The sequence below is a fragment of the Kolteria novifilia genome, from assembly GCA_007748055.1.
Lineage (GTDB): Bacteria > Planctomycetota > Planctomycetia > Kolteriales > Kolteriaceae > Kolteria > Kolteria novifilia.
In genome coordinates this window covers 3,839,126-3,853,315 of sequence record CP036279.1, presented here as the reverse complement: position 1 = coordinate 3,853,315, position 14,190 = coordinate 3,839,126, and the positions used below count along the sequence as shown (strand labels likewise).

Below are 14,190 nucleotides of genomic sequence, written 5' to 3'. Positions count from 1 at the left end.
CAAGGAGTCATCAATCTGTATCCGCCGACTGAGGAGCAGTCCGCGGCGTCCGGAGTCTTGCGGCTGGCAAGGCTCTAGGCGGGAGGGGGCACTTTCGCGGGCAGTAATGGACACCCTTCGATGGCGGAGCAGGGCTACTTCAGCGAGCACGAGGACGCTTCCGACTCGTTCGACCTGTCGCGCCATTGGCCCATTCCGGCGTTGGTGCTTGGGGCGTTGATGTTGGGGGCGGTGGTCCTGCTTTGGAAGGGCCCCATCGATGCTTGGCACCGATTTCAGCTTCTCGAGGCAATGCGGGAAGCTCGGGAGTGGTACGAAAGCCCGACCCGGGCCGAACAAGCATGGGGAATGCTCGACATCCTCCGGGGGCGGGTCGAGAGTGGGATCTGGAGGGAGCCGTCGTTGCGGGGGGAAGCCGACTTTTTTCTCGGCACCGCTTACCGCGACTTGTCCCTTCGGGCCCAGGGTGAGCCGGAGACCCGGTATCGTCTCCGAGCCTTGGGTTACTTTCGATTGGCGAAGCAAGAGGGCGTTCCCGAGGAGTTTCGTTTGCCGTTTGCCGAAGCGTACGGCGTGACGCTCTTTGAGGAGGATCGCTACGCGGAGTCGAGCGAGGTCTTGCAGATGCCGCTCGATTGGCGCCGGCGTATGGCGGCGCTGATCGACCGACGCTTGGCGCAAGTGGCTCTGCTGGAACTGCCTCCGCGGATCGAAGACGCCAAACGACTTGTCGAGCGTTGGAAGAACATTCCGGGCCTCTCGACCAAGGAGATTGCCCGGGCGACGTCGGTGGCGAACAACATCGACGAAGGAACACTCAAACGAGGTCGGGAGCTACTCGACCAGTTGCCGGTGTACGGCAAAGAGCAATCGCAGCTTCGCGATCTCGATCGTCAACTGGATGACGATATCGGTGCGGACGAACTGGAGAAGGCGCGCCAAGTGCTTGTGGCGCAGCGCGAGTCGAACGACGAAGGGCTTTCACGCTTGCTGAAGACACTTTCGACGTCATCGACCCGAACGGTTCCTCCGCGGCTGGAGACGGCGCTCGAGTATGCGGCCGAACGTGCGAGTCTGTCCGCGCTGGGCGAGGCGGAACGTGCGGATGCTCGCAATCGGGAGGCGGAACTGCTGCTCCAACTCGATCGTCCGGTCGAGGCTCGGTTCGCGCTGCTCGACGGGAAAAGTGATCGCGAGTCTCAAGCCTCCGCGATGACGCGTTTTCTGCTCGCCGAATCGTTCTTCGAGGAGGGTAAGCAGTTCTCTCGTCCTGGGGGAGAGGAGAACGCCGACCTCAATCGGTTCAGCGACTTCGCCGGCGCGGCCGATGAGGTCCGTCGCTGGCTCCGCGCGGGGACCGACGAGTTGATCGCGAGAGTCCCATTCGTCTCCGAGGAGCGAAAGCGACACTGGCGGAGCGAGCTAGTGCCGCGATTGGCGCCGTCGAGTATGCGAAGGTTTGTCGCCGATGCGGCCCACGCCAGCGCCGAGGGGATTCTCGGACAACTGGTCGACGAGAAGGATCATCTCGATCGAGAGTACCTCGGACGGGCGCTGTTGATGCTCGGGTCGAGCGAAGCGGCCCTCGGCGATTTGGCGAAGGCGGCGGAGACCTTCGATCGACTGATCAAGCGGTATCCGGACACGGACTTGGAACGGGCGGCGCTCTTTCGACGCGCGGACGTCTTGCGGCGGCTGGGGTCGCCGGACGCACTCGACGCGTTCGCCGACGCGGTGACGGCGTCGAAGGCGGTCAACGTCTATCGCAATCGCTATCTTCCGCTGGAGGAGTTGCGACGGATCTTCGAGGATGCGTGGCTTTCGGCGATGGAGGCCAACAAGCCGCGCGAGGCGATCGCCTTGGGGACACTCTACGGCAGTTTCGCTCCCCCTGGAGAAGCCGATGAGTTCGTCGGGGACGCGAGCAAGAGTTTGGCGCAGCGACTTCAAGCGTCGGGGACGTCGGCGGACGACAAGCTCGCCGAGCAGCGATATCGCGAGGCCGGAGAGGCTTACCGCAAGGCGGCGTGGGAGAAACGCACGACGCTACAGTACGCCGACTATCTTTGGCAATCGGCGGTCGCGTTTTTCGATGGCGAGGACTATCAAGCCGTCCGGGCTCCGCTCGACGAGTTCCTGTTGATCCATGGTCGCGGCGAACGCGATCTGCTCGCTCGCATCTACCTGGCGCGGTCCCAAATGGCGCTTGGGGAACTCGTCGACGCGAAGGAGACACTCGAGACCGCGCTGAAGCGGGATCCGCGATCGCCGAACCGGTTCGAGGGGCGACTGTATCTCGCTCGCGTCTATCGCGACATGGCCCGGCTCCTGGAGCTTGAGGGAGGGACGCCGACGCCCGAAGGGAAGGACCAACGACGTCAGTTATTGGAAGCGGCGAAGGATGTCTTGCTCGCGAACACCGATGGGCGGACCCCGGATCTCGAGCCGAGCGCTCGGGAGTGGCGGCTGTCGCTGTTCGAACTGGGGGAGGTGCATTACTCGCTTCGCGATTTCGATGACGCGATCTCCTTATTGACCGAGGCGGTACGCCGATTTCCGAACGATTCGCGGGTGAGTGACGCGCTCTTCCTGATCGCCCGGTCGCATTGGAGCAAGGCGGACGAGTACGGGGAGCGATCACGAGCCGAGGAGGTGCCGCGGCTTCAAGCCGAGTTCCGGCGTCTCGAAGACGACCAACGGCGCGCGGCGCGGGATGAATACACGCGGCTCGCACGACGGTTGATCGACGAACAACAGCGGCGGCCACTGACCGCCTCGGAGCAAGAGCTAGCGTATCGCTCGCTCTTCGGTGTCGGTGAGGCCAGTGAAGCGCTCGGCGAGACCGACGCGGCGGTCGCCGCGTATGAGGAAGCGGCGCTGCAGTTCTCCGACAGCGCGGAAGTGCTGACGGCGCTGTTGCGAACCGCGAACATCTACTTGGAATCGAATCGTCGCGAGGACGCCCTCAGCGCGATTCGCCAAGCCGACACGATCATCAAGAAGCTCGACGATGCCGCGTTTGAAAAGTCACGGCTGAAGAAGGCGGACTGGGAACGACGCCTCGCGGCCCTGGTCAGCCAGACATGAAAGGACCGGGTGTGAACGACAGCAACCTCTCGGAGATGCTGGAGTACTTTGGGCAGGAGCAGGCGTGCTACACGTCATTACTGGATCTGTCCCGCCGACAGCGGTCCATCATCGAATCCGGTGATGTCGACGCGTTGATGAACGTGCTGCAGGAAAAGCAGCGCGTCCTCAATCGCGTGACGAGCATCGAGAAGAAGCTCCGCCCCTACAAGGAGAACTGGCCGCGGCTCAAGCAGGGCTTCGACGAGAACGATCGCCAAGTCGTCTCCGAGGCGCTGCGCACCGTCGAGGAACTGCTCGCCGAACTGATCGCCTCGGAGAAGGAGAGCGAGGATCTCCTTCGTGGTCAGCGCGACGAGGTTCGCCAGGAGCTTGTCTCCAGCGTGCACGGTGGCAAGGTGCATCAAGCCTACACCGGGCAGCAGGGCGGCGAAGAGGCACGGTTTCTCGACATCAAGGAGTGACGTCGATGAGCCTGCTCAACCTTCTCAACACGAACGCGACGAGCATGCTCGAGCACGTCGTCGCCTTCACCGGCGATCGCATGAAGGTGATCGCCAGCAACATCGCCAACATCGACACGCCCCAGTACCGGATGCGCGACCTCGACGCGAAGTCGTTCGATCGGGAACTGGCGGGAGCTCTCAAGCGGAGCGAGCGGGTCAACGCCAATCTGCCGATGGTCGATTTGCCGTCGGTCGACCAGGTGGCGAGCTTCGAGGCGTCGGCCGATTCGCCCGATGCCCAGAAGCTGCGTGGGATCGTCTTTCACGACGACAACGACCGGAGCGTGGAGAAGCTGATGGTCGCGATGCAGCGCAACGCGGACCGCAACTCGCAAGCGGCCAATCTCTTGCGAAATCAGGTGCGTCTGCTCCGTTCGATCATCGCCGAGCAGGTCAACACGTAGGCCGACGTCAAACGCGATCGAGGGCGTCCTCGAGCCAGACCGGTGACGCCGCAATCCCTGGGAAAGGAGTTCCCCGATGGTGAGTTCGATCGAGATCAGCGCCAGCGGCCTGGTGGCCCAGCGTCTGCGGATGAACACGATCGCGACCAACATCGCCAACGTCAGTACGACCCGAAACGAGGCCGGCGAAGCCGAACCGTTCGTCCGCAAGCGAGTCATCTTTCAAGTCGGCATCCCCGGGCAGGACGCGAGCGAGGGGGTTCACGTCTCCTCGGTCGAGGATGACGTGCCGGGAGAGTCCCCGACCGCGGCGCCCTTTCGGCTGGCTTACGAACCAAATCATCCGGACGCCAACGACGAGGGTTACGTCCGTTACCCCAACGTCGACTTGGCGCGCGAGTTCGTCAACGCGCTCGAGGCGAGCCGAGCTTACGAAGCGAACATTCAGGCGATTGAAGTCTTCAAGGCGATGGGCAGCAACGTCTCACGCCTTCTCGAGTGAGTCGAAAGCCGCTAGGTGGGAGGAGAAGTGATGAGAATCGATCCGACCGGCGATGTGGGCCAGTTCCCCTTGGCGCGGCCCACCCAAGCGACCGATGCGCCCAACAGCTCGTTTGTCGACGTGCTGGGGCGGGCGGTGCAACAGGTCAACGCCAAGCAGTTGCACGCGGAGAACATCATCGAGCAAGTGGCGTCCGGGGAGGAGATTCCCTCCGCGGTGGTGGCCTCGGCGGTGGTTCAGTCCGACTTGGCGTTCCGGACGATGATTCAAGTTCGCAACAAGCTGGTCGAGGCCTTCAACGAACTGCGTCAGCTTCAGGTCTAGGCGCTTCCGGTGGGCCTTGACTCACTGCGATGGGCGGTTATCGGAGGCACTGGCTGACGAGCAGCCAGTGGCACCCAGCGTGGGGCGAACTCGACCCACCCTCTCGGACGATCGGAAGCACAGGTGACCTAGCGTCGGGTGGACGCTAAACAATCTCGTTCGCGGGAAGCATTCGGGTACGGGAGAGCACGCTCACGATGGCGACCGACGGGACGGAGACGGCCGAAACGACCACCAACCGCGGGGTGTTGGACTACTGGAACGACCTGTCGCTGAACTCTCGGGTCGCGCTGGTCGGTCTCGTGGGGGCGGTGCTCGTCGTCATCGGGTTCGGGGTGACGATGGCCGGGCAGGGCGATGTCGCGCTGAGCCCGTTGCTCGCGGGAGACTTCACCCCGGTCGAGCGATCCCAAGCCCTCAAGGCCTTCTCGCAGGCCGGGCTCAAGAACTACGTCTACGACGGTGCCACGATCCTCGTTCCCTCGAACGAAGTCCCACGTTACCTCGCGGCCCTGAGCGAGAACGACGCGCTGCCGGGCAACTTCTACAAAGCGATCGACGACTACATCACCAATCAGCGAACCTGGTGGGCGAGCCAGACCGAGTCCGAACGACTCTTCAGTGTCGCCAAGGAGCGGATGCTCGCCTCGGCGATCGAGACCTTTCCCGATATCTCCAATGCACTCGTCACGGTTACCCAGGTCCCTCGCTACGGGCTGAGGCGAACGGGTATCCGCAAGGCCTCGGTCAAAGTCACGACCATCGGCAACAAACCACTCGGTCCCATGGTCGCCGAGGAGATCAAGAACCTCGTCGGCAACGCCTTCAGTGACCTGACCCCCGCCCGCGTGGAAGTGGTAGGGGGAGGGATGGCCGGCCACAACGCCTCCTCGGGAGACGGCGACACCTGCGTTCCGACGGAACTCGCGGGGATGAAGAACGAACTCTTGCAGAACAAAGTCCTCTACGCTCGCTGCATCGAGGACCGCATTCGACGCATGCTCTCGTACATGCGGGACGTCGAGGTGGTGGTCAACGTCGAGGTCGAGAACGAACGCAACGTTCAGCAGCGACTGGTCGAGTTCGATAAGGGCGCCGTCAAGGAACAGGACACGTCGCAGATGTCCTCCTCGTCGCGCCGGGGTGGTCCCGCTCAGGGCGAGCCGGGGGTTCCTCCCAACGTCATTCCTCCCGGCGTCCCCAACCAGGGGGCCTCCGCCAGCGTCAGCACCCAGGAGGACACTGAGGAGGAGTCGAACACCTCCTACGACAACAATCAGGTCGAAACGACCAAACAGTTCCAGGACTTTCCGATCAAGTCGGTCGGCGTCGTGATCAACGTGCCGCGCAGCTATCTGGACGCGACCGACAACCCGGTCGATCCCACGCAGATCAGCGAAGCGGTCGCCTCGCTCGGCTTTCCCGGCTTGACCGCCGACACCGTTCGCATCGTTCCATTCACCGCCCCGGAACCCGAGGAGGTCACCGAACCCTCCTTCAGTGTCATCGAGCTCCTCGTCGACAACGGCCGATCGCTAACGCTTGGCCTCTTCGGCCTTGTCGCGGTGATTGTCGCGGCGCTGATCGCGCGTCGGGCGATTGTGCCGCCACTTCCCGAGATTCCCGAGTTGCCGGCGCAGGACGACGAGGGAACGAGCGACGAGGACGAGGATCTACTGCCCCAGGTCGAGACCTCCGAGCAGCAAAAACGCGTTGGGCAGATGAAGACCTCCATCCAACAACTCGTCGACTCCGACCCCGACAGCGCGGCGGCCATCGTTCGCCGCTGGGTCCAGTCCGAATAACGCCTTCGTCAGTCCCAAAATGTCGGGTGCCACTGGCTGCTGGTCAGCCAGCGCCCAAGGTGTTGAGGCTTCACCAACACCTACTTCAGATAGGAATATCCTCGATCGTGTTGGGCTCTTCCTGGGCGTCGTAGTGATGGAAGACGACCTCACAGCCCTCGGCAAGGCTCTCCACGTCAGCGGGGACGAGAAGGAACCCATCCGCCTTGGCGGTCGAGGAGAGAATCGACGCTCCCCCCATCAAGAGGGGATAGACCTCGCCCGCCTCGTTCAGCTTGGCCCGAACATAGTCGAATCGACCGACTTGGGACGCGATCGGCTGGGCCAGACGCCGTCGACTCGTCGGGTAGGGGAGATGCGTCGGCATCCCCTGAAGGTGCCGAACCGTCCGGCGCGCGATCAAGTCATACGCCGCCAGACAAGCGACGGGGTTGCCCGGCATCAGGAAGACCGGTCGCCCGTCGATCTTGCCGTATCCCATCGGCCGTGCCGGTTTCATCGCGATGCCGTGAACGATCAAATCGCCAAGTTCCGCGAGCAACCGCGGCGCGTGATCCTCCTTGCCGACCGACGTTCCCCCCGAGACGAAGAGACAGTCCGCATCGCAGGTTCGGAGGGCCTCTCGTAGCACCTCCGGGTCATCCGGGAGAATGCGCGGCGACCCCTGCTCAGACGCGAGGACGATGCCCCCATCGCGTTCGACCAATGTCCGCAAGATGATCGAGTTTGTATCGACGATCTGAAAGGCGCTGGGGAATTGGCCGGCGTTCACGAGCTCATTTCCGGTCACGAGCATCGCGACGCGTGGTTGACAATAGACGGCAAGGCTGCCGAGTCCCGCCGCCGCGGCGACGGCGACATCCTGCGGGCGCAGGGTGCGCGGAGGTTCGAGGATCGTCGATCCCGCCGCGACATCCTCGCCGATCCCCGAGACATTCTTGCCCAAGGGCGGGGCTTCGAGGATGTGGACCTCGTCGTTTTCCTGACAGGTCATCTCCACCATGACGACCGTATCGGCGCTGTCGGGCACCGGGGCGCCGGTCATGATGCGGATGGCTTGTCCCGCTTGAAGGGGTCGAGTGGCCGGACGGTTGGGAAACGACTCGTCCACGATGTGGAGAACTGCGTCGCCGGCGGTGCCCGCGAGCGCGATATCCTGGCTGCGGACCGCGAACCCGTCCATCGCCGCGCGGCGAAACCCCGGAACATTCGCTTGGGCGATCACGGGACTGGCCAGACGCCTTCCGACGGCACGCTCGAGCGGAACCGATTCCGTTCGTAGCGGATAGGTGCTTTGGTCCAGCAGTTGAATCAATTCGGCGACCGCAGTGAGTCGACCAAAGCCTTTCATCCGGACGTCTCCACCCGTCATAATATTTCCATGTCCGATTGATAGGGATGTGGACCGATAACCTTCCACGGAGAATGATCGACCGCTGACTCGTACCTTTATAGGCGGCTTCGGTCCGGTGGCGGCGTTTCAAGGGGATAGGAGTACCGCGAACCAAGGTGGATGCCGAGAAACTAATCCGAACGATTCGAAACGCCGCTATCTGCCTGCGAGCGACGCGCGGTCGCCGGGGCAACGTGGTTCACCTCGACGATGCCGACGACGTGGTGATCGGCGGCGACCTCCACGGCAATCTCGACAACCTGCGAGGCCTGCTCGAACTCGCCGACCTCGAGAAGAGGACGAATCGCCATCTCGTGTTGCAGGAGTTCGTCCACGGCAGCGCTCGCTACCCCAATGGGGCATGCACTTCCCACCAACTCTTGGATGTTCTGGCGACCCTCAAGTGCCAGTATCCGCACCGAGTCCACCTCTTGATGGGTAACCACGAACTCGCGGAATGGACTGGTCGACGAATTGCCAAGGATGGGGTTTCCTACACCGAGTTGTTCGTGGCGGGAGTGGAAACCGCGTACCCAGGTTGTACCGAAGAGGTAATGGCGGCCTATCGCGAGATGATCTCCTCAATGGTGTTGGGAGTTCGAACGCCGAACAGGATATTCGCGAGCCACAGCTTTCCCCCTCGGGAACGACTCGACGAGTTCGACGTAAGCCTCCTCTCGGGCTTTGGGATCGCCGAGCCGCAGCTCGAGCGACGCTCGAGTCTCTACTACCTGCTGTGGGGACGCGACGTCTCTGCCGAGGCGGCGGACCGCTGGGCCGAAGTCGTCGATGCCGACCTTTTCGTGACGGGGCACATCGCGTGCGAACAGGGATACAGTGTTCCCAATCACCGCCAGGTGATCGTCGACTGTGTTGATGAGCCCGCCTGCTGCGTGGTTGTCTCCGCGACGGAGGCGATCGAGCATCAGCAATTGAGGGAAAGTGTCGTTGTCTTGCCGGGACGCTGACACTCGTGGGAACCGACCATGCCGTTGACCGATCCATCGAAGCGACGACCGAACAAGGTCCTGCTCGCGCTGCTGGTCTTCATGCTCGGCGCCGTGGCCTTTCGCGCCATCACTCCTCGTTCCAAACCCGAACCGGTCGTGGTCGAGGGCGAAACGATGGGAACGACCTATCGGGTCGTGCTCGATGCGAACGTTTCCCCCAAACAGAAACTGCGCGTCAAGAAGGCCATCGACAAGCTCCTCGCGAAGATCAATCGTCAGATGTCGACGTACGACCCCGAAAGCGAGATTTCGCGGTTCAACAACTCCACCTCCACCGAGTGGGTCAACGTTTCTCTCGGTTTCGCCAAGGTGGTCGAGGAGGCGAAACGGATCCACGAGCAAAGTGGTGGCGCGTTCGACGTCACGGTCGGTCCGCTGGTCGACCTCTGGGGATTCGGCGCCAAGGGCCGACGCGATGACCCGCCCACGGAGGAGGAAATCGGTGAACTGCTCGATTCGCTCGGCTCCGACCGGCTCGAGGTGCGGCTCAGTCCCGCGTCGCTTCGCAAGAGTGTCGGCACTCTTCGGGTCGACCTGAGCGCCATCGCCAAGGGGTACGCGGTCGACGAAGTGTCGACGTTTCTGCTGTCGCGGGCTTACCGGCGTCATTTGGTCGAGATTGGCGGAGAAGTCGTCGCCCGTGGCGCCGCTCCCGGCGGAGGTCCATGGCTTGTCGGCATCGAGACGCCCACGAAGAGTCCGTCCGAAGGGCAACGCGTCGGCAAGATCATTCGGCTGAACAACCGCGCCTTGGCGACATCGGGCGACTACCGCAACGTCTTCGAGGCGGATGGCCGGCGGTTCTCCCACACCATCGATCCACGCGACGGGCAGCCGGTCACGCACGATCTGGCCAGCGTCAGCGTCGTGGCTCCAACGTGCGCTCTGGCCGACGCGTTGGCGACCACGGCGATGGTGCTTGGCCCCGAGAAAGGGCTCGCCATGCTGAGCGGCCTGCCGGATGTCGAAGCCCTCTTGCTTGTCCGCGCCGCCGACGGAACCTTCAAGGAAGTCCCCACCGCGGGCATGGAGGCGTTGATGGCGCCTCTTCGGTCGCCCGCACCGCGTTGACAAGCCCCGATCGTCGCCTTTAATGAGCATTTGAACGCGTGCGTCGATGGGGCGTCGATCCGTTCGACACCCGCCGCCGTCCGCGCTTTCCGGTACCCTCTCGGGTGGTGCCTTTCGGGTGCCCATGCCCAGGCTTGCGTGGGCATGCGGAGAGGATTCACGCTTGCGTGGGCATGCGGAGAGGATTCACGCTTGCGTGGGCATGCGGAGAGGATTCACGCTTGCGTGGGCATGCGGAGAGGATTCGGCCGAAGGCGGCGGTATTCCGAGTACGCTCGGGGGCCGCGAGCCCACCCTGCGAGAGAGCCGGACAACGTGTTCAACCAGTGCCTATTTCTCGAACGACCTGTCAGTGCGAGGTTTCGATGATGAACGTCACCGTCAACGGTGAGTCCCGCGAAGTTCCCGACGGATGCTCGCTCGAGGATCTTCTGCGAACGCTGGATTTACCTCGCGATCAGGTCGCCGTCGAACGCAATCTCGAGATCGTGCCGAAGCAGCACTACCAGGCATGCCGCTTGGAGACCGGCGACCAGCTCGAAATCGTGACGCTCGTGGGAGGTGGGTCGGTCGATTCGCCGGAAGCCCCGAGTGACTCGGATTTGGACGAGCCGCTTCGTCTCGGGGACCACGTCTTTCACAGCCGCCTCTTCGTCGGTACCGGCAAGTATGCCACGTTCGCCCAGATGAAGACTTGCCTGGAAGCGAGCCAGACCGAGTGCGTGACGGTGGCGGTTCGGCGGGTCAACCTGCGGGATCGCGGATCGGAGTCGCTGCTCGACTACATCGATCGCGACCGCTGCCTGATCTTGCCCAATACCGCGGGTTGCTACAGCGCCGAAGACGCGGTGCGCTACGCTCGCCTGAGCCGGGAGGTTCTGGGGACCAACCTCGTCAAGCTCGAGGTCCTGGCGGACGAACGCACGCTCTTGCCCGATCCACTGGCGACGCTTCGCGCCGCCGAACTGTTGGTCGAGGAAGGGTTCACCGTCCTTTGCTACACCTCCGACGATCCGGTCATGGCGCGTCGCTTGGAGGGGGCGGGAGTGGCGAGCGTGATGCCGGCGGGAAGTCCGATCGGCAGCGGGCAGGGGGTGCTCAACCCAAACAATATTCGGATCATTCTCGAAGAGGCGAAGGTTCCGGTTATCTGCGACGCGGGGGTCGGGACCGCGAGCGACGTCGCGATCGCGATGGAACTCGGTTGCGCCGGCGTCTTGCTCAACACGGGAATCGCGCACGCCCAGGATCCGATCCGGATGGCGCACGCGATGCGACATGCTTGTGAAGCGGGGCGGCTCGCGTATCTGGCGGGGCGGATTCCGAAGAAGCTCTACGCGACCGCGTCGAGTCCCACCGAAGGTCACATCTCCGGGATCAAACCTCAGTAGCCAGCCGTGGCGAAGGGTGACATGCTCTCGTTGGCGCCGGCAGACGCCCGCGGGCCAGACGTCTTGCGTCTTGCCACGCGAGCGTAGGTTTCATCTACAAACCCACTCTGGCGCTCGTCCCATCATCCGACGCCCGAGGTAGCGTTCGGGTGGTCTACTTGCTGGCGGGTTGCTTGGCGTCGGCCTTCTTCGAGGGCGCCTTTTTGGCTGGCGGTGCGGCAGCGTCCGCCTTGTCCTTGGTGGAATCGGGACTCTTTTCCGTCTTGGACTGGCCGATGGTTTCGACCGCTTCGAGCACCGCGGTCGCGACGTGCTCGGGGATCGGTATGTAGCCGAGCGGTTCAGCGTGCTGCTGGCCATCGGTCATGCAATAGCGGATCAGGGCCTTGAGGTGGACCGCTTCCTGAAGTTCCTCGTACTCCTCGTAGAGCAACAGCCACGTAAAGGTGACGATCGGGTAGGAGTTTTGCCCCTGAGGATCGGGAACTTCAATCCGCAACTCGGGGGTGATCTTGACCTCTTGCAGAGCCGCTTTGCCGTTCTCGACCGTCGGGGGAACGAAGTTGCCGGCCGCGTTCTGGACGTGGGCCCGAGGCATCCCGGCCAACTTGGCGTAACTCGATTCGACGTAGCCGATTGCTCCGGTGTTGCGTTGGATGAGACCGGCGACCTCGCCGTTGCCCCGTCCGCCGATGCCGACGACCGGCCAATCGACGCTCAAGCCTCGGCCCACCTCCTTGGCCCATTGCGGGTCGACGGCGCTGAGATGATTGGAGAACGCGTACGTCGTGCCGCTATCGTCGGCGCGATAGACGGGGATGATTCGAAGGTCGGGAAGCTCGACGTCGGGGTTGTCCTTCTCGATGCGTTCGTCGTTCCAGTGGGTCACGCCACCGTTGTAGATCCCGGCATAGACCTCGCGGGAGAGCTTCAGGCCCTCGCCGACTCCAGGAACGTTGTAGGCGAGGGAGACGTTGCCGGCGGTGACGGGCAGGAGTTGGACGCCTCGCGGCACCTTCGCCATCTGCTCGTCCGACATCGGGGCGTCACTGCCGCCGAAGTTGACCATCTGATTCATGAACTGTTCGATGCCGGCGCCGCTCCCGAGGGCCTGGTAGCTAACGAGCACTTCGGGGCGAAGGTCGTTGAACTCATCGAACCAGCGATCGTAGATGGGAGCGGGAAAGGTTCCCCCGGTCCCTTGATAGGTATTGCCGTTCTCTTGCGGGCCGGATTGTGAGCATGAGCAGCAAACAACTGCCGCAAGCGCGATCGCGTTTCGAAGGAGCCGTCCGGCCTTCATCTTGGGGAGTCTCCAATGGGTGCAGCTCGACAGTCCCAACTCTAAACGTCTGCACAGTAGCTGGCCACGTGGCGGGGCCATTTTCAACAAGTCTTCACAATTCGCCCTTAGAGCCCGTTGATTGAGCACGAAGGGAGCTACTGGGAGTATTCGGTCAAGAGTGTAGATACGATCGGATTGACTTGTTTCCAGTGGGAGAGGCAAACGATTCAATTCCACGTCAACCAGATGGGGATGTGGTTGTTGGGTCGTACCATTGGGGCTGGAACGATCCGCGAACGCCGCCGCGTGAGACTTGATGACCGCGACACCTTGTCGCGGGGGGGGGTCGCGACTTTCGCCCGGCCATCGGCGAGTCATTCGTTGGGGCATGCCGACAAGTAGGTCCTCCTCCTCGGGGACGAGGCGATCGGTGTCTTCAGCGCCAAACGAGAAGCGATCGAGGAGGGACGGCGCCTGATTGGGGAGGCGCGCTCCCTGATCCAACGGCTTTCGAAGAGCACCTCGCGTCGGTGTTGGGCCGCTAAATCCACAAGAGCAGACGCCCGCGAAGCGAGGCGGGAAGCCGACGCTCGACCATGCGGCGAATCTGCTGTTCGTGGTAGCGCGTGCTGAAGTGACTGGCGATGATCAGTTCGTTTTCGAAGCGATCGGCCCGCTCGACGATGTCGTCCAAGTGCATGTGCCCGAACTTATGAATCTTCTCGCGACGATGGCCGGCGGCGACGAAGGTCATCTCGAGGATGAGAATACGCGAGCGATAGCAGTCGGGGTTGGTGTCGAGGACGCTCGGGTTGCTGTCGCCGATGAAGGTCACCAGTGGAAGGCGAACCTCGTGGGTGACGTCGACTCCCGAGAGTCTTAGGTCGCGGATCTCGTGACCTTCGAGCCCCAGGTACTCTTGCTTGAGTTTCTTACGCCGATCCCAAACCGTATAGCCGAGCGACGGGATGGTGTGGTTCGTCGCGAACGAAGAGAGGACGTGCTCCCGCGAGAGATCGAACTCCTCGTCGGCGCGGCAGGGAACCAAATTGCACGGAAGACGACCGCGATCGAGCCGTTGATAGGCGCCGAGCAGCGTCTTGACGTCATTGACCGCCGAGGCCGGCAGATAGATCGTCGGCGGCGCCATCCGCATCAAACGCCGTCGCGCGACGTAAACCGGAAGCGCCGCGATGTGATCCATGTGGGCGTGACTGACCGTCCACGTCGGCGTCGTCATGAAGGACCAGGGTTGCAGCCCAAGATCGAACCCGATCTTCAGCTCGACGACGCGCCAGTAGGTCTGCACCGCGGCACGCGAGTAGCCCTCGATCGTCAGATCCTGATGTTGGTGACGGCGCACCGGGGCGTTATCGACTTGGATGTCATCCGCTTCGTGGGGTAGATCCAAG

Annotated in this window: 12 protein-coding genes; 9 read left to right on the top strand and 3 right to left on the bottom strand. The window is 62.9% G+C overall.

Annotation, left to right across the window (positions count from 1 at the left end; genetic code table 11):
- Window positions 1–120 precede the first annotated feature (120 nt).
- The 6 genes from Pan216_RS14045 (at window position 121) to Pan216_RS14020 (ending at window position 6,628) form a co-directional block, all read left to right on the top strand.
- A complete protein-coding gene (locus Pan216_RS14045) occupies window positions 121–3,087 on the top strand; it encodes a tetratricopeptide repeat protein (RefSeq protein WP_145258591.1) in 2,967 nt (988 codons plus the stop codon).
- An 11-nt stretch (window positions 3,088–3,098) separates the two neighbouring features.
- Window positions 3,099–3,551 carry a flagellar export chaperone FlgN gene (gene flgN, locus Pan216_RS14040; protein ID WP_419192506.1) on the top strand — a complete coding sequence of 151 codons (453 nt, stop codon included), beginning with the start codon at window positions 3,099–3,101 and terminating at the stop codon, window positions 3,549–3,551.
- 5 nt (window positions 3,552–3,556) lie between these two features.
- A complete protein-coding gene (locus tag Pan216_RS14035; protein ID WP_145258589.1) occupies window positions 3,557–3,997 on the top strand; it encodes a flagellar basal body rod protein FlgB in 441 nt (146 codons plus the stop codon).
- A 76-nt stretch (window positions 3,998–4,073) separates the two neighbouring features.
- The gene (gene flgC / locus Pan216_RS14030; RefSeq protein ID WP_145258588.1) at window positions 4,074–4,499 is read left to right on the top strand and encodes a flagellar basal body rod protein FlgC; all 426 of its coding nucleotides are present in this window, start codon (window positions 4,074–4,076) and stop codon (window positions 4,497–4,499) included.
- 30 nt (window positions 4,500–4,529) lie between these two features.
- Window positions 4,530–4,823: a flagellar hook-basal body complex protein FliE gene (gene fliE / locus Pan216_RS14025; protein ID WP_145258587.1), complete on the top strand. Its 294-nt coding sequence runs from the start codon at window positions 4,530–4,532 to the stop codon at window positions 4,821–4,823.
- A gap of 197 nt (window positions 4,824–5,020) precedes the next feature.
- Window positions 5,021–6,628: a flagellar M-ring protein FliF C-terminal domain-containing protein gene (locus tag Pan216_RS14020; RefSeq protein ID WP_145258586.1), complete on the top strand. Its 1,608-nt coding sequence runs from the start codon at window positions 5,021–5,023 to the stop codon at window positions 6,626–6,628.
- Between the two features lie 85 nt (window positions 6,629–6,713).
- Here the strand turns inward: Pan216_RS14020 and Pan216_RS14015 are convergent, their stop codons facing one another.
- Window positions 6,714–7,979, bottom strand: coding sequence for a molybdopterin molybdotransferase MoeA (locus tag Pan216_RS14015; RefSeq protein WP_419192505.1), 1,266 nt, complete (start codon window positions 7,977–7,979; stop codon window positions 6,714–6,716).
- A 158-nt stretch (window positions 7,980–8,137) separates the two neighbouring features.
- Here Pan216_RS14015 and Pan216_RS14010 point away from each other — a divergent pair, with 158 nt between their 5' ends.
- From Pan216_RS14010 to thiS, 3 genes are all read left to right on the top strand, one after another.
- A complete protein-coding gene (locus tag Pan216_RS14010; RefSeq protein WP_419192504.1) occupies window positions 8,138–8,989 on the top strand; it encodes a metallophosphoesterase in 852 nt (283 codons plus the stop codon).
- 18 nt (window positions 8,990–9,007) lie between these two features.
- Window positions 9,008–10,102 carry an FAD:protein FMN transferase gene (locus Pan216_RS14005; protein WP_145258583.1) on the top strand — a complete coding sequence of 365 codons (1,095 nt, stop codon included), beginning with the start codon at window positions 9,008–9,010 and terminating at the stop codon, window positions 10,100–10,102.
- A gap of 368 nt (window positions 10,103–10,470) precedes the next feature.
- A complete protein-coding gene (gene thiS / locus Pan216_RS14000) occupies window positions 10,471–11,493 on the top strand; it encodes a sulfur carrier protein ThiS (protein WP_145263976.1) in 1,023 nt (340 codons plus the stop codon).
- 154 nt (window positions 11,494–11,647) lie between these two features.
- On the opposite strand, the gene pstS is transcribed toward thiS, so the two are convergent.
- Window positions 11,648–12,796, bottom strand: coding sequence for a phosphate ABC transporter substrate-binding protein PstS (gene pstS, locus Pan216_RS13995; protein WP_419192503.1), 1,149 nt, complete (start codon window positions 12,794–12,796; stop codon window positions 11,648–11,650).
- 523 nt (window positions 12,797–13,319) lie between these two features.
- A complete protein-coding gene (locus Pan216_RS13990; protein WP_419192502.1) occupies window positions 13,320–14,189 on the bottom strand; it encodes an MBL fold metallo-hydrolase in 870 nt (289 codons plus the stop codon).
- Between the last annotated feature and the right edge of the window lies 1 nt (window position 14,190).